27 protein-coding genes are annotated in these 26,515 nt (G+C 37.8%); 8 read left to right on the top strand and 19 right to left on the bottom strand.

All coding sequences use genetic code 11. From position 1 onward, the window contains the following. Positions 1 to 402: 402 nt before the first annotated feature. Positions 403 to 1,311, top strand: coding sequence for a heme A synthase (locus NSS81_RS20435; protein WP_342430470.1), 909 nt, complete (start codon positions 403 to 405; stop codon positions 1,309 to 1,311). A 34-nt stretch (positions 1,312 to 1,345) separates the two neighbouring features. On the opposite strand, the gene pyc is transcribed toward NSS81_RS20435, so the two are convergent. The 3 genes from pyc to NSS81_RS20420 form a co-directional block, all read right to left on the bottom strand. Next, complete coding sequence (gene pyc / locus NSS81_RS20430; protein ID WP_342430469.1) at positions 1,346 to 4,789, bottom strand: pyruvate carboxylase; 3,444 nt, start codon at positions 4,787 to 4,789, stop codon at positions 1,346 to 1,348. Between the two features lie 58 nt (positions 4,790 to 4,847). Continuing rightward, positions 4,848 to 6,053 carry an FtsW/RodA/SpoVE family cell cycle protein gene (locus NSS81_RS20425; protein ID WP_342430468.1) on the bottom strand — a complete coding sequence of 402 codons (1,206 nt, stop codon included), beginning with the start codon at positions 6,051 to 6,053 and terminating at the stop codon, positions 4,848 to 4,850. A 174-nt stretch (positions 6,054 to 6,227) separates the two neighbouring features. Continuing rightward, positions 6,228 to 6,509, bottom strand: a complete 282-nt coding sequence (locus NSS81_RS20420) for a YlaN family protein (protein WP_342434091.1) — start codon at positions 6,507 to 6,509, stop codon at positions 6,228 to 6,230. 160 nt (positions 6,510 to 6,669) lie between these two features. Here NSS81_RS20420 and NSS81_RS20415 point away from each other — a divergent pair, with 160 nt between their 5' ends. Continuing rightward, entirely contained in the window at positions 6,670 to 7,164 is a 495-nt protein-coding gene (locus NSS81_RS20415; RefSeq protein WP_342430467.1) for a peptidyl-prolyl cis-trans isomerase, read from the top strand. A 63-nt stretch (positions 7,165 to 7,227) separates the two neighbouring features. On the opposite strand, the gene NSS81_RS20410 is transcribed toward NSS81_RS20415, so the two are convergent. Further along, on the bottom strand, positions 7,228 to 8,556 hold the full coding sequence (locus tag NSS81_RS20410; RefSeq protein WP_342430466.1) for a PhoH family protein: 1,329 nt from the start codon (positions 8,554 to 8,556) through the stop codon (positions 7,228 to 7,230). Between the two features lie 200 nt (positions 8,557 to 8,756). Between NSS81_RS20410 and NSS81_RS20405 the strand changes: the two genes are divergently transcribed. Continuing rightward, positions 8,757 to 9,347: a YhcN/YlaJ family sporulation lipoprotein gene (locus NSS81_RS20405; RefSeq protein WP_342430465.1), complete on the top strand. Its 591-nt coding sequence runs from the start codon at positions 8,757 to 8,759 to the stop codon at positions 9,345 to 9,347. A gap of 93 nt (positions 9,348 to 9,440) precedes the next feature. Here the strand turns inward: NSS81_RS20405 and NSS81_RS20400 are convergent, their stop codons facing one another. Then, positions 9,441 to 9,896, bottom strand: a complete 456-nt coding sequence (locus NSS81_RS20400) for a pyridoxamine 5'-phosphate oxidase family protein (protein WP_342430464.1) — start codon at positions 9,894 to 9,896, stop codon at positions 9,441 to 9,443. A 187-nt stretch (positions 9,897 to 10,083) separates the two neighbouring features. Here NSS81_RS20400 and NSS81_RS20395 point away from each other — a divergent pair, with 187 nt between their 5' ends. Then, entirely contained in the window at positions 10,084 to 10,284 is a 201-nt protein-coding gene (locus tag NSS81_RS20395; protein WP_342430463.1) for a YlaI family protein, read from the top strand. 58 nt (positions 10,285 to 10,342) lie between these two features. Here the strand turns inward: NSS81_RS20395 and NSS81_RS20390 are convergent, their stop codons facing one another. From NSS81_RS20390 to typA, 3 genes are all read right to left on the bottom strand, one after another. After that, positions 10,343 to 10,636: a hypothetical protein gene (locus NSS81_RS20390; RefSeq protein ID WP_342430462.1), complete on the bottom strand. Its 294-nt coding sequence runs from the start codon at positions 10,634 to 10,636 to the stop codon at positions 10,343 to 10,345. A 13-nt stretch (positions 10,637 to 10,649) separates the two neighbouring features. Further along, on the bottom strand, positions 10,650 to 10,964 hold the full coding sequence (locus NSS81_RS20385; protein ID WP_342430461.1) for a YlaH-like family protein: 315 nt from the start codon (positions 10,962 to 10,964) through the stop codon (positions 10,650 to 10,652). Positions 10,965 to 11,068: 104 nt separating this feature from the next. Beyond that, positions 11,069 to 12,901, bottom strand: coding sequence for a translational GTPase TypA (typA, locus tag NSS81_RS20380; protein ID WP_342430460.1), 1,833 nt, complete (start codon positions 12,899 to 12,901; stop codon positions 11,069 to 11,071). A 170-nt stretch (positions 12,902 to 13,071) separates the two neighbouring features. Between typA and NSS81_RS20375 the strand changes: the two genes are divergently transcribed. Beyond that, positions 13,072 to 13,257 carry a YlaF family protein gene (locus NSS81_RS20375; protein WP_342430459.1) on the top strand — a complete coding sequence of 62 codons (186 nt, stop codon included), beginning with the start codon at positions 13,072 to 13,074 and terminating at the stop codon, positions 13,255 to 13,257. Positions 13,258 to 13,284: 27 nt separating this feature from the next. On the opposite strand, the gene NSS81_RS20370 is transcribed toward NSS81_RS20375, so the two are convergent. Both NSS81_RS20370 and NSS81_RS20365 read right to left on the bottom strand, forming a co-directional pair. Further along, complete coding sequence (locus NSS81_RS20370; RefSeq protein WP_342430458.1) at positions 13,285 to 14,082, bottom strand: inositol monophosphatase family protein; 798 nt, start codon at positions 14,080 to 14,082, stop codon at positions 13,285 to 13,287. A 457-nt stretch (positions 14,083 to 14,539) separates the two neighbouring features. Then, positions 14,540 to 14,734, bottom strand: coding sequence for a hypothetical protein (locus NSS81_RS20365; protein ID WP_342430457.1), 195 nt, complete (start codon positions 14,732 to 14,734; stop codon positions 14,540 to 14,542). A gap of 190 nt (positions 14,735 to 14,924) precedes the next feature. Here NSS81_RS20365 and NSS81_RS20360 point away from each other — a divergent pair, with 190 nt between their 5' ends. Beyond that, on the top strand, positions 14,925 to 15,557 hold the full coding sequence (locus NSS81_RS20360) for a DUF1054 domain-containing protein (protein ID WP_342430456.1): 633 nt from the start codon (positions 14,925 to 14,927) through the stop codon (positions 15,555 to 15,557). Positions 15,558 to 15,598: 41 nt separating this feature from the next. Here NSS81_RS20360 and NSS81_RS20355 read toward each other — a convergent pair whose 3' ends face one another. Continuing rightward, the gene (locus NSS81_RS20355) at positions 15,599 to 15,871 is read right to left on the bottom strand and encodes a UPF0223 family protein (protein ID WP_342430455.1); all 273 of its coding nucleotides are present in this window, start codon (positions 15,869 to 15,871) and stop codon (positions 15,599 to 15,601) included. A 42-nt stretch (positions 15,872 to 15,913) separates the two neighbouring features. Further along, positions 15,914 to 16,873, bottom strand: a complete 960-nt coding sequence (locus NSS81_RS20350; protein ID WP_342430454.1) for a nitronate monooxygenase — start codon at positions 16,871 to 16,873, stop codon at positions 15,914 to 15,916. 211 nt (positions 16,874 to 17,084) lie between these two features. On the opposite strand from NSS81_RS20350, the gene NSS81_RS20345 reads away from it, so the two are divergent. Next, a complete protein-coding gene (locus NSS81_RS20345; RefSeq protein WP_342430453.1) occupies positions 17,085 to 18,557 on the top strand; it encodes an aminotransferase class I/II-fold pyridoxal phosphate-dependent enzyme in 1,473 nt (490 codons plus the stop codon). A 48-nt stretch (positions 18,558 to 18,605) separates the two neighbouring features. On the opposite strand, the gene NSS81_RS20340 is transcribed toward NSS81_RS20345, so the two are convergent. Both NSS81_RS20340 and NSS81_RS20335 read right to left on the bottom strand, forming a co-directional pair. Beyond that, positions 18,606 to 18,728 (bottom strand): GapA-binding peptide SR1P, encoded by a 123-nt coding sequence (locus NSS81_RS20340; RefSeq protein WP_342430452.1) that lies wholly within the window; start codon positions 18,726 to 18,728, stop codon positions 18,606 to 18,608. A 167-nt stretch (positions 18,729 to 18,895) separates the two neighbouring features. Then, on the bottom strand, positions 18,896 to 19,195 hold the full coding sequence (locus NSS81_RS20335; protein ID WP_342430451.1) for a DUF3055 domain-containing protein: 300 nt from the start codon (positions 19,193 to 19,195) through the stop codon (positions 18,896 to 18,898). Between the two features lie 151 nt (positions 19,196 to 19,346). On the opposite strand from NSS81_RS20335, the gene NSS81_RS20330 reads away from it, so the two are divergent. Next, entirely contained in the window at positions 19,347 to 19,781 is a 435-nt protein-coding gene (locus tag NSS81_RS20330; protein WP_342430450.1) for a DUF1885 family protein, read from the top strand. Between the two features lie 673 nt (positions 19,782 to 20,454). Here NSS81_RS20330 and lpdA read toward each other — a convergent pair. The 5 genes from lpdA to NSS81_RS20305 all read right to left on the bottom strand — a co-directional run bounded on the left by lpdA (position 20,455) and on the right by NSS81_RS20305 (position 26,386). After that, positions 20,455 to 21,864 (bottom strand): dihydrolipoyl dehydrogenase, encoded by a 1,410-nt coding sequence (gene lpdA, locus NSS81_RS20325; protein ID WP_342430449.1) that lies wholly within the window; start codon positions 21,862 to 21,864, stop codon positions 20,455 to 20,457. A gap of 3 nt (positions 21,865 to 21,867) precedes the next feature. Continuing rightward, on the bottom strand, positions 21,868 to 23,190 hold the full coding sequence (locus tag NSS81_RS20320) for a dihydrolipoamide acetyltransferase family protein (protein WP_342430448.1): 1,323 nt from the start codon (positions 23,188 to 23,190) through the stop codon (positions 21,868 to 21,870). 90 nt (positions 23,191 to 23,280) lie between these two features. After that, complete coding sequence (locus NSS81_RS20315) at positions 23,281 to 24,258, bottom strand: alpha-ketoacid dehydrogenase subunit beta (RefSeq protein WP_342430447.1); 978 nt, start codon at positions 24,256 to 24,258, stop codon at positions 23,281 to 23,283. Positions 24,259 to 24,261: 3 nt separating this feature from the next. Next, on the bottom strand, positions 24,262 to 25,377 hold the full coding sequence (gene pdhA, locus NSS81_RS20310) for a pyruvate dehydrogenase (acetyl-transferring) E1 component subunit alpha (RefSeq protein WP_342430446.1): 1,116 nt from the start codon (positions 25,375 to 25,377) through the stop codon (positions 24,262 to 24,264). Positions 25,378 to 25,717: 340 nt separating this feature from the next. Continuing rightward, complete coding sequence (locus NSS81_RS20305) at positions 25,718 to 26,386, bottom strand: YkyA family protein (protein ID WP_342430445.1); 669 nt, start codon at positions 26,384 to 26,386, stop codon at positions 25,718 to 25,720. Positions 26,387 to 26,515 lie beyond the last annotated feature (129 nt).

Here is a 26,515-nt window from a genome sequence, read left to right as displayed (position 1 = left end):
TTTTTAGAATTTTTTTTGTCTAATTTGTGTCGTCTTTCATTTAATGACAATTATACTATATCTTAGAATTTTTAGATAATAAAAAGCAAAATAAATTTAGAATTAGTATAGATATCTTCTTTAAGTGAAGAAGGCAAAGGAAATTATTATTAATAGCCATTCCCCAATGGGTAATTGAATCTTCACAACAGTAGTTTTCACTATAATAATAGTGGTAACTAATTATTATTCAAGCGCCACTGTTTTTTATTAAAATTATTAAAAATTCTAGTTTGATTTTCTATCCTTTTTTCATTGTATTCGTTATGATAAGGAAGTACTTTAAATCTTTGTTTTTCTATTATTATCTTTTAATAATAATTAATTGAAAAGTATTAAACTTATACTAAGAAGGTGAATTCTTTGCAGCGTTCTTTAAAGTGGCTGGCAATTGCCACTACAATTGGAATGATTCTAGTATTATTAGGCGGGGCACTTGTAACAAAAACAGAATCAGGAATGGGCTGCGGCAGATCCTGGCCTCTATGTAACGGACAGTTCATGCCGACAGAAATTACTCCCGAATTGATTATCGAACTTGCCCACAGACTTGTTTCTGGTGGAGTCGGCATCATGGTGCTTATTTTATCTATTTGGACATGGAAAGTCATTGGACATATTAGAGAGACGAAATTTCTTTCCTTTCTCTCCGTTTTCTTTATCGTTCTTCAGGGATTAATTGGGGCTGCGGCTGTTAAATGGGGGCAATCTGATTTTGTACTCGCCCTCCACTTCGGAATTTCCCTTATTTCCTTTTCAGCGGTGTTATTACTTACATTATTAATCTTTGAAGTTGATAAAAGGTTCGATGCGGATAAACTTATTATTGATAAAAGAATGGGTTTCCATATTATATCTGTTTCAATCTATAGTTACCTTGTTATTTATACTGGCGCATTAGTACGACATACAGAATCAAGCTTGGTTTGCCGTGATTGGCCGTTATGTATTAATGATGCGCCTGCACTCCCAGGGAATCTTTATGAGTGGGTGCAAATGGGGCATCGGGCTGCTGCAGGATTAATATTTATTTGGATCGCGTATATTGCCTTTTTAGCGTTCAAGCATTATCGGCACCAAAAAGTTATTTATTGGGGTTGGATAACAGCCTTTCTGTTAGTTTCGATGCAAGTACTTTCTGGAGCTCTTGTGGTTCTCACACGACTAAATCTAATGGTTGCCTTATTACACGCACTTATTATAACCTGTTTATTTGGAGTCTTGAGCTACTTTCTCTTACTATTATCCAGATCGAGAAAAATCAATCGATGAAAAAAAGTTGCCGTGATAACGGCAACTTTTTTCTTTATATCCTGTCTAATTCAAGCAACAGATCACCCGTTTGAATGGCATCCCCGCTTTTCACATAAATATCCTTAACGACCCCTGAGTATGGGGCTTGAACGGTGGTTTCCATTTTCATTGCCTCCGTAATGGAAAGGTGATCCCCACGTTCAACTCTTTCTCCTTTTTCTACTAAGACCTTTATGACAGTCCCTTGCATCGTTGCGGAAATATGGCTTTCATTTTTAGGGTCTGCTTTCAATCTGGCTGTTACCATTGATTTAATACTTTCATCCTTAATATTTACTTCACGCGGTTGTCCATTTAACTCAAAATAGACAATTCTAGTTCCATCTATCTGTGGCTCGCCAATTGAAACAAGTTTAACAATTAATGTTTTACCTGTTTCGATTTCTACCTCAATTTCTTCACCCAAACGCAAGCCATACAGGAATGTCGGCGTATCGAGGAACGAAAGATTACCGTAGCTGTCTACAGCATTAATATAATCTTTATACACTTTCGGGTAGAGTGCGTACGAAATAACATCAAGATCTGTTACCTTCCTGCCTATTTCCTTTTCAAGTTCAGTCTTTAATGCTTCAAAATCCACCTCTTCAAGTAACTCACCAGGGCGGGATTCCAACGCTTTACTTCCTTTTAAAATTATCCTTTGCAGCTTTTCCGGGAAGCCTTGGTGCGGTTGACCAATGTATCCTTGGAACAACTCTACTACGGAGTCTGGAAAATCCAAAGACTCGCCTTTATTCAACACATCAGCTTCTGTTAAATTATTTTGGACCATGAAGAGTGCCATATCACCAACAACCTTTGATGAAGGCGTAACCTTTACGATATCACCAAACATTTGGTTTACAGTTGCATACATTTGTTTTACTTCATCCCAATGCTCCCCAAGTCCTACTCCCTTTGCTTGTTGCTGAAGATTACTATATTGACCGCCTGGCATCTCATGCTGATACACTTCGGAATGAGGAGACATCATTCCGCTTTCAAAATCGTTATAGTATTTCCGAACATCCTCCCAATAGTGCGAGAGTTGCTCGAGAGCCTCAATATTGATATTTGGTCTTGAGCTTGTCCCTTCAAGCGCATAGTATAGTGAGTTTGCACTTGGCTGTGAAGTTAACCCTGCCATCGTGCTCAATGCGACATCAACTATATCAACACCGCCAGCAATGGCACGTGCATAGGTAAAAATCCCATTCCCGCTTGTATCATGTGTATGAAGATGGATAGGAATAGTAATTGTTTCTTTCAATTCAGAAATTAGTCGGTATGCCGCTTCTGGCTTTAATAAACCAGCCATATCTTTTAGCCCCAAAATATGAGCACCCTGCATTTCAAGCTCTTTAGCTAAGGATTTATAATAGTTTATATCATATTTTGTTCTAGTTGGATCTAAGATATCACCAGTATAACAGATAGATGCTTCTGCAATTTTTCCCGTCTGGCGGACTGCATCAATGGTGACTTCCATCCCCTTTATCCAATTTAAACTGTCAAAAATTCGGAAAACATCAATTCCATTGGAGGCGGATTTTTCAACAAATTCACGAATCAGATTATCTGGATAATTTTTATAACCAACCGCATTGGAACCTCTAATTAACATTTGAAATAAGACATTCGGAATCTTATCTCTAAGCGTTGTTAAGCGTTCCCAAGGGTCTTCTTTTAAAAATCTGTATGCAACATCAAATGTAGCCCCTCCCCACATTTCGAAAGAAAATAAATTTGGAAGCAGCTTAGCTGTCGGCTCGGCAATATGCAGCATATCAGTCGTTCTTACCCTTGTTGCCAGCAATGACTGGTGGGCATCCCTAAAGGTGGTATCCGTTAATAATACTTGCTTTTGGTCTTTAATCCAGCGGACCAGACCATCTGGGCCTTGACCCTCCAAAATTTGCTTCGTTCCATTTTCATAAGGAAAATCATATTTTAATTTCGGCGCTCTTGGCGTCAGAAAAACTGGTCGCTTCTTTTTTTCTATTCCTGGAAATCCATTTACCGTTACATCTCCAATATAGGTAAGCATCTTTGTACCACGGTCTTTGCTTACAGGAAAAATGAATAGCTCCGGCGTGGAATCAATAAATGATGTATCATATTCACCATTTCTAAAATTTTCGTGCCTTATGACGTTCTCAAGGAACGGTATATTGGTTTTAATCCCGCGTATTCGGAATTCCTTCAAATTTCTGACCATTTTTGATGCAGCTTGTTCAAACGTCAATGCATGTGTAGAAAGCTTCACAAGTAAAGAGTCATAGTATGGTGTAATTACGGCGCCCTGAAAACCGTTGCCTGCATCAAGCCGAACCCCAAAACCGCCACCAGAGCGATAAGCCATAATCTTTCCTGTATCAGGCATGAAGTTATTTAACGGGTCTTCTGTTGTTACCCTTGACTGAATCGCAAATCCATTAATACGTATATCTTCCTGTGCAGGAATTCCGATAATCGAACCATGTAAATCCAGACCTTCTGCAACTAGTATCTGGGTATGTACAATATCTATTCCAGTTATCATCTCTGTAACGGTATGTTCCACCTGTATCCTTGGATTTACTTCAATAAAATAAAACTCTTGGCCTGCTACGAGAAACTCTACCGTTCCTGCATTTAAGTACTCGACTTTTTTCATTAATTTAACAGCTGCAGAACATATTTTTTTACGCAGTTCCTCGCTAATGGACACACTAGGAGCTACCTCAACCACCTTTTGATGTCTCCGTTGAACGGAGCAATCACGATCAAATAAATGGACTATTCCCCCATAGCTATCTCCTATAATTTGGACTTCAATATGTTTAGGTTTTTCAATTAATTTTTCAAGGTATACCTCATCATCTCCAAAAGCCGCTTTTGCCTCTGATTTCGCTCTTGCAAATGCCTCTGATACTTCTTCTTGTTTTTGAACAATCCTCATTCCGCGGCCACCGCCGCCGAGTGTAGCCTTAATAATAATCGGGAAACCATACCGTTCGATGAAATCTTGAACTTCCCCTAAATTAGCAACAGGTCCATCACTCCCTGGAATAACAGGAATACCTGCTAGTTCGGCTTGTTTTCTCGCCTTGACCTTATCACCAAACATATCCAGGTGCTGTGAAGTTGGTCCAATAAAGATAATTCCTTCCTCTTCACATCGTTTAGCGAAATGAATGTTTTCGGATAAAAACCCATACCCCGGATGAATTGCATTTACCCCGCTTGTTTTGGCAATATCAATTATTCCATCAATATCTAAATAAGCATCGATTGGTTTCTTACCTTCCCCAACTAAATAGGCTTCATCTGCTTTATAGCGATGATAGGCTCCCGTATCTTCCTTTGAATAAATAGCAACGGTACGAATATTCAATTCGGTACATGCCCGAAAAACACGAATAGCTATTTCTCCCCTGTTTGCTACGAGTACCTTATTGATTTGTCTTGTCAATTTTAGCACCTCTTTCTATTTTTTTAATAAAAATGCAGGGAATGACGTTATCCCTGCATTATGTTCTAAATCGATATAGGTTTCCTTCTCGCTGTGTGGTATTTTTTTCTATTTCTGGCTGTGTTTTTTTATATTTGCTTTCGTATTTTACAAACATCGAAACATTTACTAGTATACCTGAAGCAATTGCTAACTGAAGTATTGATGAGCCACCGTAACTTACAAACGGCAGCGGAACGCCTGTCAGCGGGATGACTCCTGAAACACCAGCTAAGTTAATAAACGATTGAATACCAATCATGCTTGAAATCCCAATTGCTAATAAACTTCCAAATGGGTCCTTGCACCTCAAACCTAGATAGATACCCCTTAAAACGATATATCCTAAAGTGATAATAACAAAGCTAACTCCCCAAATCCCCAGTTCTTCAGCAATTACAGCCATAATGAAGTCAGTATGTGATTCAGGTAGATACCCTAGTTTTTGGATGCTCTTTCCTAAACCTAAACCATTTACGCCACCGGATCCAATCGCTATGTATGAATTAGCTAGATGAAAACCATAATTTTCTTCATCAACAAAGGGGTCATTTAAAACAGTAAATCGCGCCATTCGCTTTTCAGAGAATATTTCATCCTGTAAAGCAATGATAAAAGGCGCAACAATAATGACACCTATTAAAACTAATTTCGTAATGTTTTTGAGGTTCATTCCTGAGGAAAGGATAATCATTATTCCTATTAAAGCAATAATGATTGCTGTTCCAAAGTCTGGCTGGACGGCAATTAACGCACAAACGAGAATAAGGTATGCCAATGGAGGGAGAACCCCTCTATTAAATTGATTTATATACGCTTGTTTCTTCGCATAGACAGCAGACAAATAAATAATTACAAAAATCTTTACAAATTCTGCTGGCTGTAGGCTTAAAGGACCAATTTCGAACCAACTTTGCGCATTCCCCTTAACTTGTCCAAAAATAAACAGCCCGAGAAGTCCCAAAACGGAAATAGAAGTAATAAAAACTAAAAACTTAGTGCTCCTCATAATTTTATATGGAAAAAGGGCAACGAAAGTGAAAACAAAAGCTGAACCTATTAAAAATAGCTTTTGACGCTGATAAAAATAATCACTTGGAACATGATACCTTTGAACAGAAGAAGCCATACTCGCACTAAAAATCATAACCAAACCAAATAAAGACAATAGGACGATGGCAATAATTAACGTGTAGTCGTAAGACTTAAAGATTTTTTTAACCATATTATTACATCCTCATTTTCAAAATAGATATTAATGCTATTATAATAGAAAATGGAACGAATTACTTGAGGAATTGTTACTGCACTAAATTTTTTTAATTAAAGAATAATCAGAAAATGGAAAAAGGTAATAAAAAACTCAAACAACTCCTCATTCATTGTTTGAGTCTTTATATTATTTTCTTATGGATGCTTCGTGAAGCGTAGATAACTCTCTTTCTAACTTATCTAGTATCGCTTTCCCATCCTTGACCTCAATTAAGCCTAGTTTAACCGCAAATTCTATTTCTCTCGATAACCCAAACATTTGCGTATCCAATACCTCTTCATAAAGAGGGCATTGAGGCATCGTGAGATTATCCATTTGCACTTTAATAAGCTTTAATATTTTTTCAGCGTCAGCCTGCAATAAGGCATATGCTTTTTCCTGATGATTCACTATCATTTCAGACGCCAACATTCATCCCCCCATTTCAGAGCGATTATCATACTTATCTATAAATTTTACCTTTTACCACTGAAAAATGCAAGAACAATTGCCTGCAAGCCCCTGCTTAGATATGACATAATATATAAAAGACGCTATAATTTAGTTGTGACGAACGGAGGAATAGGACATGGAGAAAATTATCTTAATTACAGGTCAAGTGAAATTTCCAATTACTCTTGACCCTGGCGTCTGGATTTTTGACGATCGCAAAATAGATCTGACTACTCATTTTACTGCAAAACAAGAGCAAGTAGATGAACTTCTTGAATATACCAAATCAGTTTCTAAGCATTGGGACCGAGAAATAATGGAAGGCTCTATTTATCCGCCAACATTAAAAACAGAAAAGAAATTCATTAAAGAGAAGGTTCTCTTTGGGACATTTGCCATTCCTTTTAAACCATTCTTAGATAATGCAGAACCAAATCAGTCTGCTAATGTGGTTGTAATAAAAAGTTTAAATGAAGAAGTTGAAATACCGCTCGATAAGGCAAAGGATTTAATACTAGGATTTTCTGCTAACGGAAAACCAGTCAATAATGGTCCAGTCCACGTTTATTTTGGTGATGGTTCTAATCAGAAAAATCCAATTATCAATGTAAGAGAGTTTCTTATAAGGTAAATAACGGGTGCCCATAGGTACCCGTTTTGTTTTGTTTCCTTATTCAAATTTTATATTCCAACCTCATAATAAATCTGCTGCAAGTCTAGCCAAACCAGACCTCTCTCCTTTTAACAGTTTCACGTGACCTGAAATAACTTGGTCTTTAAATCTTTCGACCACATAGGTTAGTCCATTATTATAAGCATCAAGATATGGATGGTCAATTTGTTCGGGGTCTCCCATTAAGACAATTTTGCTGCCCTCACCTACTCGGGTAATAATTGTTTTCACTTCATGTTTTGTTAGATTTTGTGCCTCATCAATGATGATAAACTGCTTTGGTAAACTTCTCCCGCGTATATATGTTAACGCCTCAACCTCAATTGAACCCATACCTGCTAGAATCGCATCCAGTTCCCCAGGTTTCTTTGTGTTAAATAGGTATTCTAGATTATCAAATATTGGCTGCATCCAAGGTCTAAGTTTTTCTTGTTTTTCACCAGGTAAAAACCCTAGATCCTTCCCAACTGGTACAATCGGTCTAGCCACTAATAATTTTTTAAAATCACGATAATCCTCTGTTTGCATTAATCCAGATGCTAGAGCCAGCAAGGTTTTCCCTGTACCTGCTTTCCCTATTAAGGTTACTAGAGAAATATCTTTTCGTAGCAAAAGTTCAATTGCCATGGTTTGTTGAACATTTCTTGGATGAACACCCCAAACATGTTCTTGATTGATGGCAAGCTTTTTTACCTTTTTTCTTGTCTTATCAATGATCCCTAATGCAGAAGCCGACCCTCCCAATACATCTTTCATTACCAAATACTGATTCGGAAAGTAGGTGTGATTAGCTATTTCAGAAAGCAAGAGTTCACCTTTTTCATAAAATCGACCTAATAAGTCTACTGACAAATATACTTCTAGGAATCCTGTATAGATATGGTCTACCTCAACTACTCTATCACTTAAAAAGTCCTCAGCAGTCAGTCCGATTGCATCTGCCTTTACCCGAACAAGGGCATCCTTACTAACGATTATGACTGGCTTACCATTTTCCTTTAATTTTTCTTCAGCTAAAAGGTTATTTGCCACTGCTAATATGCGGTTGTCATTTGTTTTTTCAATAAATATATCCTGTAATTCATGAAAGGAACGGTGATTTAGCTCAATTCTTATCGTTCCACCATTATCTAAAGGAATTTTCTCATGGAGTTTTCCTGCTGCACGAAGCCCGTCAATTAACCTTGAAACATGCCTGGCATTTCTGCCTATTTCATCCATGTATCTTTTCTTTGAGTCCACTTCTTCAAGGACAACTGCAGGAATAACAACTTCATTATCTTGAAAAGAGAATATGGAATACGGGTCTTGTAATAAGACGTTTGTATCTAACACGTATATTTTACTCAAAGCAACGCCTCCACTTTTTCTAGTTGATTGGTTTGATTCATTAATCGAATAAACCATTATGCTAGGGTAGAACTTTTGTAAAATATATGTTTGTTCGAATAAAGATAGAAGGATTTCCGCACAATAAATATATGTTGACTATTATTAATTAGTATCGCTAATAAACTTAATAACCAAGTCACAACGGAGGTGTATGACAAATGAAGAAATTATTAATGATTTCCGTTTTACTGCTGATATTACCTGGCTGTAACCTCAATCAAAATGCCCAAAATCAAAATAATGAAAAGCAATCATTAGTGAATGTCAAAAACAGTTACATTGAAGAGGTTGACCGGCAAACGGGCCAAGAAATATCCAAACATTTAGTTGAACTCGCAACTAGCATTCCGGATGTAAATGATGCTACTGCTGTCGTACTTGGAAGATATGCAATTGTCGGAATTGACGTTAACTCGAAACTGGAACGGTCGCAGGTTGGTTCAATTAAATATTCAGTAGCAGAAAGCTTAAAAGGGGATCCTCACGGCGCTCGGGCAGTGGTCGTTGCGGATGCAGATACGATGCAAAGACTGAAAGAAATCAATGGTGACATAAAGAAAGGAAGGCCAATACAAGGAATAATGGAAGAGTTGGCTGACATTGCGGGCAGATTAATACCAGAGATTCCAGCAGATATCATTGACCCTAATCCAAAAAATGCAACGGAAGAACCAAAGAAAAAATTACCAGAAGGCCAAAAAGATAAACTAGAGGAAGAGCAAGAAGACCAGTCAAATCATCATAAATAAAAGATCTTTTTGTAAAGATTATGAAAAACATAATTCTGATCTATATAGCAACAAAGTTTGAGAAATAGCCTAAATAAAAGCCTAGTCTTTTGACTAAGCTTTTTTTATTGCTTCCATTACCTGTTTATCCAGCCTTGCTGCTGCATTTTTGTCATAGGTTTTGTCGTATTCAGGATCGGCAGTAATTTTTGATCCATAGAACATAACATCTCGAACTTCTTTAATTGCTACTTCAACTAATGCTAATTTTAACGGAACATCATTAAGCTTTTCTTCTTTCACTGAAGCGTCACCTAAAATTGCATAGGTAGACTCATTAGCTATTATATTTATAACTACTTGATTATTTTCAGCAATATTTTGTACGATTCTAGATCGATTGTCAATCGCAAATAAAATTGTGCTATCATCCTTCGCAAATATCCAGGAAATAGAATTAACACTAGGAGCCCCTGTTTCATAATCCACCGTTGCTAATGTCACAAACCTTTCCTGCTGCAGTTCATCATACAAAGCTTTAATTAGCTTTGGTTCTACCTGATTTGCCATTTTCCCAACCCCTTTAAACAGTTCCTTCATGTCGCTGCAGTTTCAAAACAAACATGTCACAGTATTATTATCGGTATTTTTTAGCATGTTAAACATAATTGATTTAACTTCAAGTGTACAGCCATGATATACTATAGTATAAATATTCTGTTTGGCTTTTGTCTAAAGAATTAATTCGAGGTGTAATATGAGAGTAAAGTGCGTAATCTGTGACAAAATTGAACCGATAGAAGATCAGTCATTTGTAGCCAAGCGTCTTCGCAATCGACCTATCCATACATATATGTGTAATGATTGCAGTAATCGAATATCTGAAAAAACCCAAGCCAGAATTGAGACCGGAAACTTCAAATTTTATCGTAAACGGTCAGAAAAGGACGATTGGTAAGAGGAACAGTTAGACTAATATATAAACAAAAAGCCCACAAAGTCATGTGGGTTTTTGTCTATTCTTCTATTGGATAGTTTGCATATCTTTCTGGCTGTTCGTTAATTTGATCAAGCATAACCTCAATAAGTTCACGCGGAAAACGTGTCTTTTTCGTTTCATCCCCTTGAACATAGGAGACATAATACATTGATTCGTCTGTAGTAATTTCAATATTCGTTAATTTATGCTCGTTTGTAATGATGTCATCAAAAAGGTCTAACGTTTCTCTTGCTGCAGAATCCTCAGGTCGAGCATCGTAAACTACCTTTATTGAGAGCCAATTATATAGCGCATCTTGTGCGGATCTCATTTAGCATCCCCCGTTATTTTGCTTCAACCTGCTGCTTTTTCGACTGATGTAAGCGAATTTTATAAATAATTAAGATTAATGCTGCAACCACAAGCCCTTCTGCTATAGGCAAAAAGATACCTAAAGCAGTAAGAACAGTACAGCCAGCACCTAAGAATAGATAAATCAGAATTGATTTTCCCAGCGGTAACTTTTGTGCAAAGCCTAATTTATATACAACAATGGATAACGCCACTATCGTGATATAAAGTAGCCACATACCAACTTTTGGATTTTCAGTTACATTATAAAGAGCAGGGAAAAATGAAAGCCGTTCCACTACATTCACATGCAAAACCTCCTTGAAACCAATAATACCATAAGTGATTTCGAAGTTATTAGAGCAAAGTTGTTCTGCAGCAAAAAAAACTATTCAAAAAGAATAAAATTATTCTAACTCTGCACCTTAGACTTTTTAGCAGCTCTTTCACGTTCGTTTTTATCAAGAATTTTCTTCCGTAAACGGATGGATTCGGGTGTAACCTCACAGTATTCATCTTCATTTAGATACTCTAATGATTCTTCAAGAGTCATTAGACGCGGTTTTTTGATGACCGAAGTTTGATCTTTGTTGGCTGAACGAACATTCGTTGCTTGCTTCACTTTTGTAATATTTACAGTGATATCATTTTCACGAGTATGTTCACCAACAATCATACCTTCGTAAATTTCAGTACCTGGTTCTACAAAGATTGTACCACGGTCTTCAACCCCCATGATACCATATGTGGAGGCTTTTCCAGATTCCATAGACACAAGCACACCTTCGCGTCTTCCGCCGACTTGACCTTGAACCATTGGATGATAGCTATCAAATGTGTGATTGATGATTCCATATCCGCGAGTCATCGTTAAGAACTCTGTTGTATAACCAATTAGGCCGCGGGCAGGAACATTAAAGATTAAACGAACTTGACCAGATCCATTATTAATCATATCAAGCATTTCACCTTTACGTGCTCCTATCGACTCCATTACTGAACCAGTATGTTCTTCAGGCACATCGATTTGTACTCTTTCAACTGGTTCACAACGAACACCATCAATAACTTTTACAATTACTTCTGGTTTAGATACCTGAAGCTCGTAGCCTTCACGACGCATATTCTCAATCAAGATGGATAAATGAAGTTCTCCACGTCCTGAAACGATCCAAGCATCTGGTGAATCCGTATTTTCAACACGTAAACTTACATCTGTTTGCAATTGCGCAAGTAATCTTTCTTCGATTTTCCTTGAAGTTAAGTACTTGCCTTCACGTCCGGCAAATGGGCTGTTGTTTACAACAAAAGTCATTTGCAGCGTCGGTTCGTCGATTCTTAAAATCGGTAATGCATCCTCATGTTCAACAGGACAAACGGTTTCACCGACATTAATATCTTCCATACCAGAGATGGCAATTAAATCTCCCGCAACCGCTTCTTGAATTTCCTGACGTTTTAGCCCAAAGAATCCAAAAAGTTTTGTTACACGGAATTGTTTAACGGAACCGTCAATTTTCATAAGAGAAACTTGTTGACCTACATGAATCGTACCGCGGAATACCCGGCCAATTCCAATTCTGCCAACATAATCATTATAATCAAGTAGCGCTACTTGGAATTGTAAAGGCTCGTCACGATTATCTATTGGTGCTGGGATGGTTTCTACAATGCAGTCATACAAGCATTGCATGTTTTCATCCTGTTTGTCAGGAGTTGTGCTAGCCGTTCCATTTATTCCCGAAGCAAAAATCACCGGGAAATCAAGCTGATCTTCTTCTGCACCTAATTCGATAAATAAATCAATTACTTCATCTACTACTTCTAAAGGTCGGGCAAAATCACGGTCAATTTTATTAACAACAACAATTGGAGTTATTTTTTGCTCTAATGCTTTCTTTAGAACAAAGCGAGTTTGCGGCATTGTACCTTCATACGCATCGACTACAAGCAACACGCCATCAACCATTTTCATAATACGTTCAACTTCTCCACCGAAGTCAGCATGTCCTGGGGTGTCTAAAATATTGATTCTTTTATCTTTATATTGAATCGCTGTATTCTTAGCGAGAATCGTTATTCCGCGTTCCCTTTCTATATCTCCTGAATCCATTGCACGTTCTTCTACATGCTCATTGGTACGAAAGGTTCCCGATTGTTTTAATAACTGGTCAACCAAAGTTGTTTTGCCATGGTCTACGTGGGCGATGATCGCAATATTGCGAATATCTTCTCTTATTTTCAAATGTTTCACTCCTACTCAATTAACAAAAATTTAAGCTATCTATAGTTTCCCATATACAACTGAATTATTATACCATACTTAAAGTGGAAACTTATAATCATTTTATGTAGAATGGAACTATATTATTTATCGTCACATCGTTACCAAGAAAACAAAGGGGTTTTTGACGGATGAATCAAATTAAATGGGTATTTATTATTTATGCAGTTCTTGCTGCTATAAGCATCATGGGTATCGGTATAGCCATAGGGGAAAAAAGTCTTCTAGGTGTTATTGGATGTATCATTGCTGTTTTGATTGTGATGGGGATGGGGTTCAAAACAAAAGCAAATATGAGGGCAAATGGAGAACTCTAAGAAGCCTATTAAAGGCTTCTTTTTCTTTCACCATTTGCCTTCCTTTAAATAATCAGTCATGATCGTTTCGTGTAGGCCTGGTACCGAGACGAACAGGGAATCTTGTGTAAGGAAATTAAGTTTTTCTCCTCTTAAGTTTGTTACTATGCCGCCTAATTCTTCAACAATGACAGTTCCTGCAGCAATATCCCAGGGAGATAATCGCATCGATATGTAGGCATCAATTCTGCTGGTTGCAACAAATACCATCTCAAGTGTTGCCGTTCCGTATGATCTTGTTCCTCGAGCCTTTCTCACGATTGGAATCATTAAATTATGGTCAATCCGACGATTCTCCATTAACCACGTTGCATTTAAAGCAATAATCGACTCACTTAAGGGTTTTTCAACGAGTGGGGGAAGCAAAATATCATTCATATATGCCCCCTTCCCCTTAATAGCATGGTACAATTCATCATGTGCAACATCATAAATAATACCTATCTTTCCAATGCCATTTTCGTAAACCGCTAGTGAAATGGCAAAATTGCGCTGTTGGTGGACAAAGTTCATGGTTCCATCAATCGGATCGATTAGCCAAACAATGCCATCGAGGTTTGTTAATTCATCACCAAATCCTTCTTCACCCATAATTTTATGAGTAGGAAAAGCCGCTCGTATTTTTCTAATAAAAAATTGTTCAATTTCTTTATCAATATCTGTTACGAGGTCATTGGGGTTAGATTTGAATTCTATAGTTAAAGTTTTATTAAAGGAGGAACGTATTCTTTCCCCAGCCTCTTTAACCCATTGCTTGGCATGTAAATCAATATACTCCCAGTCCATAATTCCCTCCAATAATCTATATTTTTTATGTTTTTTACTTGGCTGTTGATTGGAGCTCCAGGCGCTTCGCTTTCCGCGGGCGTGCCGGGGAGCCTCCTCGGCCCCGTACTCCAGCAGGACATTGAATAAGCTTCCTTGTATTTGCACCGCACGAAGGAAATGCGGTAGCATTTTCGAGGAGTTCTTCGCGCCTTCGGCTCCAATCAACATTGGTATAAAATCAACAATATCCTTTAATTGACTCGAAATATGTACCTCTATATCTATAGCTTAATCGAAGATTTGTTGGTCATCAACTTTTATCCTTCCCTTCGCAATTACTTATTAATTATTAGTTTATTATAGACAAAATAATAAACGAACCCTCTAATGCATTTATCAGAGTTCGTTTTAATCATTTCAAGGAAAATCCTTCTATTTAGTTTCATTCCTTTTGGTTATCATTAAAACACAATAATCAAAATGCCTTTAATCGTAATAATTCTTGACGGATTCTCTCTAACTTCTGTTTAGATTCTTTCACCTTTTTTTCGCTTTTTTCTTCAATAGCTTCAAATAATGTCGCTAATTCATAATCCATTTCTAATCTTAATACGGCCGTTCTTTCCTTTTCTCCTGCTTTTTTTAACGAGGTATTCATTAGCTGTTTCATCCTGCTCTCCTCCTTCTAAGAGATAATAACATTTTAATTTTTCAGACTATTTTTACTAGTATAGTATGAGGGTAGAGGCAAGGTTGCAACTAATTTGTGCGTTAACCTAGGGTGAGCAACAAACTTCTTGGTTTTTCGTGCCTATATGCTACAATAATTGATACATATACTTGCAGGAGGCTAACGAACAATGGATTTCAACGGTTTTACAGAAAAGGATTTTGATGTTTTTAAAATAGATGGATTAGAGGCAAGAATGGACGCTCTTAAAGAATTGGTCCGTCCTAAATTAGATAGTCTGGGACAATACTTTCAACCGACCCTATCTTCAATTACAGGTGATGAAATGTATATCCACGTTGCCAAGCATGCAAGAAGGACCGTTAATCCACCCAAAGATACGTGGGTAGCCTTAGCAAATAATCCCCGCGGGTACAAAATGCTCCCTCATTTTCAAATCGGCTTATGGAATACTCATTTATTTGTTTGGTTTGCAGTAATTTATGAGGCTCCACAAAAACAGGAAATTGCCACAAGAATGTTAAAAAAGCTAAACAAGATTTATAAAGAAATACCAAAAGACTTTGTCTGGTCCTTGGATCACATGAAGGTCGAGTCATCAACGCATGGCGAGCTTTCAAAAGAAGATTTACAGTCATTTCTCGAGAGATTACAAAACGTAAAAAAAGCCGAAATTCTATGCGGATTTGAAATTGACCGTAAGCAAGCTATTGAGCTAGGTGCTGAAGGTCTTCTTCAACAAATAGATAGTGTCTTTAATAAGGTAGCCCCACTATATAAAATTGCAATGAATATTAAATAGTACAAAAAGCTCCCAAAACTAAATTCGGGAGCTTTTTCTGCTTATTTTATTATAATTCGATCCCCTGGCGCAGCCTCTTTCGCCTTTTTTATTGCTCGATAGGACGAATAGCCGCTTATTTCTTCAAACTCCCCGCAAAGTGTTTTCTCTTCCGCCTTGCTAGGAACGATTTCTTTAAACCGACGATAAATATTCATTAGTTCATCACGGATAATCCCTTTTTCATAAGCCCTTTCAATGGCTTCGTAAAATTTGATGACATCAACAATTTCATCTGTGGACCAGTGATAGTCAATCGGGTATTGATATTCCATATACTCACCTACTTACATTAGTTACATATATGTATAATACCGTTATTCTGTCCAATTTTCACGAATTTGTTCAGCCTTTGTAATAATTCGCGTAAAAAGTTCTTCAACTGTCGGAACATCCTTTATTAGTCCCATCACCTGACCTGCCCAGGCAAAGCCTTCTTCTTCTACGCCGTCATAAATATAGCGTTTATTAGCATTACCGCTAATAAAGTCTTTTAGCCTTTCATAATCGCCATTGTCCCTTTCAATAGATAAGATTTGATTTGTCCAGCTATTCCCAATCGCTCTTGCAGGCATTCCGAGTGTTCGTTTAATTACAACCGTGTCGGCTTCAGTACCCTCTACTAGCCTTTGCTTATAAAGTTCATTTGCATGAACACATTCCTTTGTAGCAATAAATCTTGTACCCATCTCAATCCCCTCAGCACCTAGACTAAGCGCTGCCATGAGTCCTCTGCCATCACCTATACCTCCCGAAGCAATCACAGGAATAGAAACAGCGTCAACTACCTGAGGAATTAACACCATTGTGCCTATATCATCCCTGCCGAGGTGTCCTCCGCCTTCTTGACCAACGACCATTACTGCATCTGCACCAAGTTGCTCGGCCTTTTCAGCTTGCCTTCTTGCAGCCACAAGCACGAGCTTCTTGATTGGTGTCCCTTTTAATTGTTCAAATATAGGGGCAGGATTTCCCCCAGTCATCGTAACGACTGGTACTTTTTCCTCAATGGAAACCTGAAGAAAGTCTGCAAACGGTCTGCCGTGCTGTCCTATTGCATAATTCACACCAAACGGCTTGTTCGTTAGGCCCTTAACCTTACGTATTTCCCTACGAAGACTTTCAGGAGAATCAAGTGACATAGCAGTGATTTGTCCTAGCCCCCCTGCATTGGATACAGCTGCTGCTAGCTCTGAATAAGCAAGATAAGCAAGGCCTCCTTGGATAATTGGATATTTTATTCTCAATAAATCTGTTATTCTCGATTGCCATCTCAATGGTATCCCCTCCTAAAATCTCATTACAACATATTTCGTTTAATAAGTGTAATTTTCCTGTTTAAACGGAAAACTAAATAGAAGGAAATAAAAACTAGCAGAAAAGGAAAATTTTCTTTGCAAGAAGCAGGAATAGTGCTATAATTCATTTGTTTTCTGTCTTGATTATAGTAATAAGCATTTTTTAAAAATAAAGAGGTGTGGTAATAAATTGTCTCAAAATCAAACACCGTTATTTAGCGGTTTATTAGAACATGCAAAAAAGAACCCAATCCAATTCCATATTCCTGGACATAAAAAAGGGACTGGTATGGACCCTGAATTTCGCCAATTTATTGGTGATAATGCCTTATCAATTGACTTAATAAACATTGGACCTCTAGATGACCTCCATCAGCCCAAGGGAATAATTAAACAAGCACAGGACTTAGCGGCTGAAGCATTTGGCGCTGACAGCACTTTCTTTTCGGTCCAAGGTACAAGCGGGGCAATAATAGCCATGATTATGGCTGTATGCGGACCTAATGATAAAATCATCGTCCCAAGAAATGTCCATAAATCAGTCATGTCTGCTATTGTATTTTCCGGAGCTATACCAGTATTTATTCATCCGGAAATTGATGAGGATTTAGGTATTTCACACGGCATTACACCTGATGCAGTTGAAACGGCTCTACAAATGCATCCAGATGCCAAAGCAGTTCTAGTAATTAATCCGACATACTTTGGGATTTCAGCAGATTTAAAAAGGATTGTAGAAGTCGCACACTATCACCATGTTCCTGTGTTAGTGGATGAAGCACATGGAGTTCATATTCATTTTCACGATGATCTTCCACTCTCAGCCATGCAGGCAGGTGCTGATATGGCTGCCACCAGTGTCCATAAACTAGGCGGTTCAATGACACAAAGCTCTATTTTGAATGTAAAAGAGGGACTTGTTTCTACTAAACATGTCCAATCCATCTTAAGTATGCTTACAACTACCTCAACATCCTATATATTACTGGCTTCACTGGATGTTGCCCGGAAACAATTAGCGATTAACGGAAAAGAATTAATTGATAAAACCATTAATCTTGCACAATCCATTCGTAAACGGATCAATGAAATTGATAATTTGCACTGTATCGGGGAAGAAATATTAGGATCAAAGGCCACTTTTGATTACGACCCGACAAAACTGATTATCTCAGTAAAAGAATTAGGGTTAACAGGATACGATGTTGAAAAGTGGCTGCGAGAAAAATACAATATTGAAGTAGAAATGTCTGACCTTTACAACATCCTTTGTATTATTACATTGGGAGATACAGAATATGAAGCTAGCCAATTAGTTTCAGCGCTTAAGGAACTTGCTGAAGAACGGGAACACCGTCAAGAAAAAGTCGAACCAATTCAAGTGCTTCTTCCTGATATTCCACTGCTGGCACTCACTCCGAGAGATGCCTTTTATTCAGATACAGAAGTCATTTCTTTTGACGAATCTGAAGGAAGGATCATTGCAGAATTTATCATGGTTTATCCTCCTGGAATTCCAATTTTTATTCCTGGTGAAATTATCACAAAAGAGAACCTTCACTATGTACGAAAAAACCTTGAGGCAGGTCTTCCCGTTCAAGGTCCAGAGGATGATGAAATAAAAACGATTCGAGTGATAAAAGAATATAAAGCGATAAAATAAAAATACAGGATTCCCTTTTGGGGAATCCTGTTTCTATGTTAAGTATTTTTATAATTCTTCTTCTGAGTGGTGATCATCACAACAATTGCATTTTGAATAGAGAACCGTAACTTTTTCGTCTTCGAAATGATCAATTGTCGAATCACAAGTTTGGCATACGAGTGTACCCATTTTATTAATCCCCTTTTCAATATGAATTTATCATCAAATTTGGAAGCGTTTTAATATCCTTATTTTTATAATAATATATCACATTGGATATTTCAAGCCTAATTTGTATGTCACATTAAACTTTTATTCAATAAAAAGACCCTATTAAAGGGCCCGATAATGTAAAGTTACTCATATTGGGTAATAAAAGGAATTTGCGGTAAGGTTTCTTTGAAAAATTCAGCTAAATCAGCAGCTTGTTTTTTATCAGGAATACGAAATACATTCTGGAGGTATTCAATATCTTCTATTTCTTTTGGATCGAGGAGTGTTGAACGGCCAGTTTGCATGCAGACAACAAGGGGCTTTCCAAAAAACATGTTCGTATAGACTATTCCAAAATCATAGCGGGTTTGCTCCGTGGTAAAACCAATGAATCTCACTTTCACATTTTCGTGCTCATCGTAGAGCTTTTCAAATAGTTCCATATGATCCTCCTTTTAACCGGAATGTTTAGAATATTATTATAATTCACTTTTTAGAAATTAACAACAACAATTGTCACTAACTGTTGTCAGGTTTGTTTTTTCAGTGCTAGAATAGAAGGGATATTAACTGGAACAAATAAGGGGGATAATAATGGCGGAAAATGCATTCATTAAACTTGTGCCTTCATCTGCACAACAAACAATATCAGTTGATGAGGTAAAGGAACTCTTTCATTATTATAAAGAAATTACAAATAAAACCGGTGACCAATTGGGATGGTCCTATGGGGATTCGGCATTCCCATACGAAATTAAAGAAAAAGAAGAGGGTAAAGGAACTTGGTTTTATCTGCACTCTAATCAGGAGCGTCATTACGCAATTTTAATTGGAGTTGACCGTGAGACTATTCGAGATGAAAACGGCGATGAGCAGGAACAAACATACATACAGGTTACATTACCTGAACAATCTACTTACGGTGACAAAGGAAAAGCAAATGAATTTTGCAAATTTCTTGGCAAAAAATTAAAAGGTGAGCTGCATCTTTTTAACGAAAGAATCATGTATTATTATCCACGGAAATAGATAACCGCACACTTACTCCCTTATTGGGAGTTTTTTAATGGAGAAATAGTAGCAATGTAAAGTGGATTGAAGTGTACGTGATTAAGCTTAACGAAGTGATAAAAAACGCTTTAGCTGTTGTTTTAAATACTTTGTTTCCAATTTGAAAGGAGATGTAAAAAAAGACAAAGAACATAATCACTTTGTATATAAGCTGATCGTGTTTTGACAGCCATTCAACTAGGGTATAACCACTCCATATAATTAATTGCAGCATTATTACCATATAGGTCCTCAAATTTATCACCACTTTAAAACATTTCATCTTTTTTAGGCTCTTTTTCACTAGCCTGTTGATTGGGGCTCCAGGTGCTTCGCTTTCCGCAGGAGGTCCGGGGAGCCTCCTCGGCGCTAAAGCGCCTGTGGGGTCTCCCCCCGCCCCTTTCTCCTGCAGGACATTGAATAGGCTACCTTGAATAATCACCGCACGAAGGAAATGCGGTAGCATTTTCGAGGAGTCCTTCGCACCTTCCGCTCCAATCAACAGAGTTATATAAAAAGCTACGACCTTTCAAACAGCCTTTTTTAAAGATGTTAATTATTTAAATATATGTTAGATGTTTTCTTTTATATGTACATTCGTGTTTAAATATGAAAAAAGTCCTTTCCGAAAGTTAACGGAAAGGACTTTAAATTATTTAATGATATGGATCGGGCTTCCAAGTGCAACCTCGGCAGCTTCCATTGTAATTTCTCCTAATGTTGGATGCGCATGAATCGTCATTGCTAAGTCTTCAGCAGTCATCCCCGCTTCAATCGCAAGTCCCAGCTCTGCAATCATATCTGATGCACTAGAACCAGCAATTTGAGCACCAATGATAAGACCATCTTCTTTACGAGTAATAAGCTTTACGAACCCGTCAGTTTGATTTAACGCAAGGGCACGGCCATTTGCAGCAAATGGGAACTTAGAAGCATTGATAGCAAGTCCTTCTTCTTTTGCCTGAGCTTCTGTATAGCCGACAGAAGCTAATTCAGGGTCTGAGAATACAACAGCAGGAATACCTAAATAATCAATCACTGCAGGATGACCAGCAATTGCCTCGGCAGCAATTTTTCCTTCATAGGATGCTTTATGTGCAAGTGGCGGTCCAGGTACAATGTCGCCAATAGCATAAATATTACTTACATTTGTACGGCATTGTTTATCGATCGTTACAACGCCTCTATCAGTCAGTTGAACACCAGCTTGCTCAAGGCCTAATTCATCCGTGTTTGGACGGCGGCCAACCATAACAAAGACATATTCGGCTTCAACAGTTTTTACTTCACCTTTTACTTCATAAGTAACTGTTACACCAGTTTCAGTCTCTTCAACACCTTTAGCCAAGGCTTTTGTAATAATATCAGTGCCTTTTTTCTTAAGGTTGCGTTTGACTAGTGCAGACATTTGCTTTTCAAATCCATTAAGAATTTCATCGGTACCTTCAAGGATGGTTACTTTAGTACCAAAGTTAGCGTATGCGCCACCAAGCTCTGTACCAATATAACCACCACCAATAACGACAATGCTCTTAGGAATCTCTTTTAATGCTAGAGCACCTGTAGAATCAAGGACACGATTCGTATATTTAAACGCAGGCAGCTCAATTGGACGAGAACCAGTAGCAATAATTGCATTCTTAAATGTATAGGTTTGAGCTGAAGTTTCATCCATAACACGAAGTGTATTTGCATCAACGAAATATGCCTCACCACGAACGATGGACACTTTATTTCCTTTTAGCAGGCCTTCTACCCCACCAGTAAGCTTTTTCGTAACACTTTCTTTCCATTTTTGCACTTTTGAAAAGTCAACAGTTACATTTTCTGCTGTAATACCGATATCTTCAGAATACTTTGCCGTTTCATAACGGTGACCCGCTGCAATTAACGCTTTAGACGGTATACAACCAACGTTTAGACAAACTCCGCCAAGATTTTCTCTTTCAATTATTGTAACTTTTTGTCCAAGCTGTGCAGCGCGAATAGCTGCTACATATCCGCCAGGGCCAGCTCCAACTACTATCGTATCTGTTTCAATCGGGAAATCTCCTACTACCATTTGTTACGCCTCCATTAACAATAGTTCTGGATCGTTTAATAATTTTTTGATATGATTTAGTGCATTTTGTGCTGTTGCTCCGTCAATCATTCGATGGTCAAAGCTTAAAGAAAGTGCCAATACAGGAGCAGCAACAATTTCACCATCTCTTACGATTGGCTTTTCAGCAATTCTTCCTACACCTAAAATTGCCACTTCAGGGTGATTAATAACAGGAGTAAACCATTGTCCGCCTGCTGAGCCAATATTTGAAATCGTACATGATGCACCCTTCATTTCATTAGGGGCAAGCTTGCCATCACGTGCTTTTCCAGCCAATTCATTGATTTCATTCGAAATCGCAAAAACAGATTTACGGTCAGCATCTTTCACAACCGGAACTAACAAGCCTTTTTCCGTATCCGCTGCAATTCCAATGTTGTAGTAATGTTTATGAATTATTTCGCTTGTAGCATCATCAAGTGAAGTATTTAACGCTGGGAACTCTCTTAATGCACTCGTCAATGCTTTTACGATGTATGGTAAGAATGTAAGCTTAATGCCTTTAGCCGCTGCCACTTCTTTGAATTTTTTACGGTGTGTCACAAGTTTTGTCACATCGATTTCATCCATTAACGTTACATGTGGAGCAGTATGCTTTGAATTTACCATTGCTTTTGCAATCATTTTCCGGATTCCACTCATTTTTTCACGAGTTTCAGGATATTCTCCTTGTGGAATTGGTGCAATAGCTGTTTGAGCTTCTTCAACCTTTGTAGCTTCCGCTGCTGGAGCATCGACTGCTTGTGGTGCTGCTGTTGCTCCTCCACTTAGGAAGGTATCAATATCCATCTTCAAAATTCGGCCATTATTGCCTGTTCCGGAAACAAGAGTTATTTCAACTCCCTTTTCACGTGCATACTTACGTACAGATGGCATAGCAATAATCCGGCGGTTTGGGTCCACCTCTGTTGCTGGTGGTGTACCAACCCCTGCAGCTGGTGGAGTTACTGGTGCTGCTGGTGCCGGAGCTTCTGCCTTTGCTTCTGGAGCAGGTGCAGCAGGCTTTTCATCTTCTTCATCGCCTTTGAATTTTATATCTTCATATCCTGGAGCATCAAAAGTTACCAATACTTGTCCAACCGTAGCAACCGTTCCTTCAGCTACTAATACTTCAAGCACCGTTCCTTCTACCGGGGAAGGAATTTCAACTACCGCTTTATCATTTTGAATCTCACAAAGTACGTCGTCTTCTTGAATCTTATCTCCTGGCTTAATAAACCATTTAACAATTTCGCCTTCATGAATTCCTTCACCGATGTCAGGCATTTTAAATTGAAATGACACTGGGAAATCAACCTCCTATTAAAACCTTAGTTTTCTTTTCTATTACGTCAGAAATAAACGGGGAAACAGTTATACTATTTCCCAGTTTCATTAAAATGTTAATACTTTTTTCGCTGTTTCGACTACATCTTTATAATTTGGGAGCCATGCTGCTTCCGCTTGAGGGAATGCAAAAACAGTATCTGGTGCAGTCACACGCAACACTGGTGCTTCCAAGCTTAAAATTGCACGGTCATTAATTTCTGCCACTACACTTGCTGCAATGCCTGCTTGTTTTTGAGCTTCTTGTACAACAATTGCACGGCCTGTTTTTTCAACAGAGGCAATAATGGTTTCAATATCAATCGGACTAATTGTGCGTAAGTCGATAACTTCTGCAGAAAAGCCTTCTTTTTCTAGTTCTTCAGCAGCTTTTAATGATTCATGAACCATCGCACCATAAGTAATAATCGATACATCCGTTCCTTCACGTTTCACGTCTGCTTTCCCGAGCGGAATGGTATACTCCTCTTCAGGAACTTCCTGACGGAAAGAACGGTATAATTTCATATGTTCAAGAAAAACAACTGGATCATTATCACGGATTGATGAAATAAGAAGACCTTTTGCATCATATGGTGTGGACGGAATAACAACTTTCACACCAGGTGATTGTGCCATAAGACCTTCTAAGCTGTCAGCATGCATATCAGGAGTATGTACGCCACCACCAAAAGGTGAACGGAATGTTACAGGAGCATTAAATTTCCCTCCTGTACGATAGCGAAGTCGAGCTGCCTGACCTGAGATTGAATCCATTACTTCAAAAACAAACCCGAAGAATTGAATTTCTGGAACAGGACGGAAGCCTTGTAAACTAAGACCAACTGCTAGACCGCCAATCCCTGATTCTGCTAGCGGTGTGTCGAATACTCTGTCCTCGCCAAATTCTTTTTGCAAACCTTCAGTTGCACGGAATACTCCGCCGTTTAAGCCAACGTCTTCACCGAAAACTAATACATTCGGATCATTACGCAATTCGGTACGCATTGCATCTGTAATTGCTTGAATCATTGTCATTTGAGCCATGGCTTACTTCGACTCCTTTTCTTTATATATTTCATATTGTTCTTTTAAGTTTTGCGGCATTTCTTCATACATAATTGACATTAAATCAGTAACCTTTTGTTTAGGAGCTGTATCAGCCTTTTTAATTGCCTCTTTAATATCCTCTTTTGCTTGTTCGATTACTTCTTTTTCTTGTTCTTCATTCCAAAGACCTTTTGACTCGAGGAATTTACGGAATCTTACAAGCGGATCTTTCTTTTCCCATTCATTGTCAAGGTCAGCTGTACGGTATCTTGTTGGATCATCTCCAGCCATCGTGTGTGGACCATATCTATATGTTAAAGTTTCAATTAATGTTGGGCCTTCTCCATTGATTGCGCGAACACGGGCATCATGAACTGCAGCATAAACTGCAAGCGGATCCATACCATCAACTTGAATTCCTGGAATACCAGCAGCAACTGCCTTTTGTGCTAAGGTCGCAGAAGCAGATTGTTTTTCAACAGGAGTAGAAATAGCAAAACGGTTATTTTGGATAATAAAGATTGCTGGCGCTTTGTATGCACCTGCAAAGTTGATACCCTCATAGAAATCTCCTTGAGAAGTTCCACCGTCACCTGTATATGTAATTGCAACGGATTTAGCTCCGCGTTTTTTCATTCCAAGTGCAACACCAGCCGTTTGTACATACTGGGCGCCAATAATGATTTGCGGAATAGCGACATTTACTCCATCAGGAATTTGTCCACCTTCAAAATGACCTCTGGACCATAGGAAAGCTTGATATAAAGGCAGGCCATGCCAGATAATTTGCGGAACATCACGATAACCTGGCAAAATAAAATCTTCTTTTTCAAGTGCAAATTGTGATGCTAATTGGGATGCTTCCTGACCTGCTGTTGGAGCATAAAAACCTAAACGGCCTTGTCTGTTTAATGAAATTGACCGCTGGTCAAGGATACGTGTATAAACCATCCGGCGCATAAGCTCCTGAAGTTGTTCGTCACTTAAGTCAGGCATTGCTGCTTCGTTTACGACTTTGCCTTCTTCATTTAAAATTTGCAGTGTTTGAAATTGCTCTTCTACTACTTCAAGTGCTTTTTTCGCATCGAGCTGAGCGTTTTGAGTTTTAGATGCCATCTTCGCAATCTTCCTTTCTTTCCAAAACATAATTTAAAAAATTTTCACTTATATTAGATTACCCAAAATGATTTAACAACATAAATAATAAATTCTTTCCCCGATACCATTTTAACCTGTACTAATATTTATTGTGAAAATAATGATACAATTAATATATCCATAATGATTGTACATCATCTTGATATTAGCGTCAATTACTAAGCATCACTATTTTACATCATGATTAACTTATTAATATAATCACTATGAATAGAGGTCTGTACCACTCAATCTTACACGTCTGTTATATTAATATATTTTCTTCTAAAATAAAAAAATCGGCCTATTCGGCCGGGTTTTACTTATTAGATTCCAGTTTAAGCCCAGATTCATTATAAAATGAACGTTTTTTCTCATTATATTTTGTTGTCAGTTTATTAAATTCTTCATTTGCCTCAAAGACCTTCATATATTTTTGATTTAATTCAGTAACTTTCTCCTCGAGTAATTCAAATGAGAGATCCGTATTTTTTAAAATTGTATAAAGTTCTTTATCATTTATAAGCGCTTTTGAGTATTCTTTTGCTAATCGGTCATATGCATCATATCGCTGTATCATAATATTATATAACTCATCTGCTGATTTCCTTTGGTTGTCATCATCTATTCTTTCCTTAATATCTACTACTTGCTCAAATTTATTTCTAGCTTGATGTAAACTATCCTTTTCTTTTTGTAAATGCTCTTCTCTTTTATCCACCATTAATAAAGCTTCATCAGAAAGTTCAACAACCTCATTATGATTTTTCATTCCAATAGCCATAATTTGGTTGTAAATCTCCTTTTCGTTCTTTTCTAGTGTGACAAGGGGGTCCTGCTGTTCCTCAAATATACTTTCAGCAGAAACTACCTCTTCTAAAACTTGATACATTTGTTCGACAGGTGTCTCTCGATTCAAACATCCAGATAATAGTACAACACAAGTAATGATGAATAAAATGCTGCGACTCAAACCGCTATGCGACAAATTACATCCCCCTAACCTATTACCTTTCTACTATATCGATACTATAAGTTTTTGACAATATTTCTAGGTTAACTTTTTAGGAATTGTCTGATAAACTAATCAATATCTATAGTTTTTTAAACAGGAGTG

This window comes from Neobacillus sp. FSL H8-0543 (genome assembly GCF_038592905.1).
Lineage (GTDB): Bacteria > Bacillota > Bacilli > Bacillales > Cytobacillaceae > Neobacillus.
The sequence above is the reverse complement of the archived record's forward strand: the minus strand, read 5'-3'. Positions and strand labels throughout refer to the sequence as shown.

Bases quoted from the DNA above. Each gene is read 5' to 3' on its own strand.
- NSS81_RS20365 (WP_342430457.1), bottom strand. From the start codon at position 14,734: ATGAAACAGCTAATGAATACCTCGTTAAAAAAAGCAGGAGAAAAGGAA.
- NSS81_RS20335 (WP_342430451.1), bottom strand. From the start codon at position 19,195: ATGGAACTATTTGAAAAGCTCTACGATGAGCACGAAAATGTGAAAGTG.
- NSS81_RS20360 (WP_342430456.1), top strand. From the start codon at position 14,925: ATGGATTTCAACGGTTTTACAGAAAAGGATTTTGATGTTTTTAAAATA.
- NSS81_RS20395 (WP_342430463.1), top strand. From the start codon at position 10,084: ATGAGAGTAAAGTGCGTAATCTGTGACAAAATTGAACCGATAGAAGAT.
- NSS81_RS20330 (WP_342430450.1), top strand. From the start codon at position 19,347: ATGGCGGAAAATGCATTCATTAAACTTGTGCCTTCATCTGCACAACAA.
- NSS81_RS20355 (WP_342430455.1), bottom strand. From the start codon at position 15,871: ATGGAATATCAATACCCGATTGACTATCACTGGTCCACAGATGAAATT.
- NSS81_RS20340 (WP_342430452.1), bottom strand. From the start codon at position 18,728: ATGGGTACACTCGTATGCCAAACTTGTGATTCGACAATTGATCATTTC.
- lpdA (WP_342430449.1), bottom strand. From the start codon at position 21,864: ATGGTAGTAGGAGATTTCCCGATTGAAACAGATACGATAGTAGTTGGA.
- NSS81_RS20400 (WP_342430464.1), bottom strand. From the start codon at position 9,896: ATGGCAAATCAGGTAGAACCAAAGCTAATTAAAGCTTTGTATGATGAA.
- NSS81_RS20375 (WP_342430459.1), top strand. From the start codon at position 13,072: ATGAATCAAATTAAATGGGTATTTATTATTTATGCAGTTCTTGCTGCT.
- NSS81_RS20390 (WP_342430462.1), bottom strand. From the start codon at position 10,636: ATGAGATCCGCACAAGATGCGCTATATAATTGGCTCTCAATAAAGGTA.
- NSS81_RS20315 (WP_342430447.1), bottom strand. From the start codon at position 24,258: ATGGCTCAAATGACAATGATTCAAGCAATTACAGATGCAATGCGTACC.
- NSS81_RS20415 (WP_342430467.1), top strand. From the start codon at position 6,670: ATGGAGAAAATTATCTTAATTACAGGTCAAGTGAAATTTCCAATTACT.
- NSS81_RS20405 (WP_342430465.1), top strand. From the start codon at position 8,757: ATGAAGAAATTATTAATGATTTCCGTTTTACTGCTGATATTACCTGGC.
- pdhA (WP_342430446.1), bottom strand. From the start codon at position 25,377: ATGGCATCTAAAACTCAAAACGCTCAGCTCGATGCGAAAAAAGCACTT.
- NSS81_RS20425 (WP_342430468.1), bottom strand. From the start codon at position 6,053: ATGGTTAAAAAAATCTTTAAGTCTTACGACTACACGTTAATTATTGCC.
- NSS81_RS20370 (WP_342430458.1), bottom strand. From the start codon at position 14,082: ATGGACTGGGAGTATATTGATTTACATGCCAAGCAATGGGTTAAAGAG.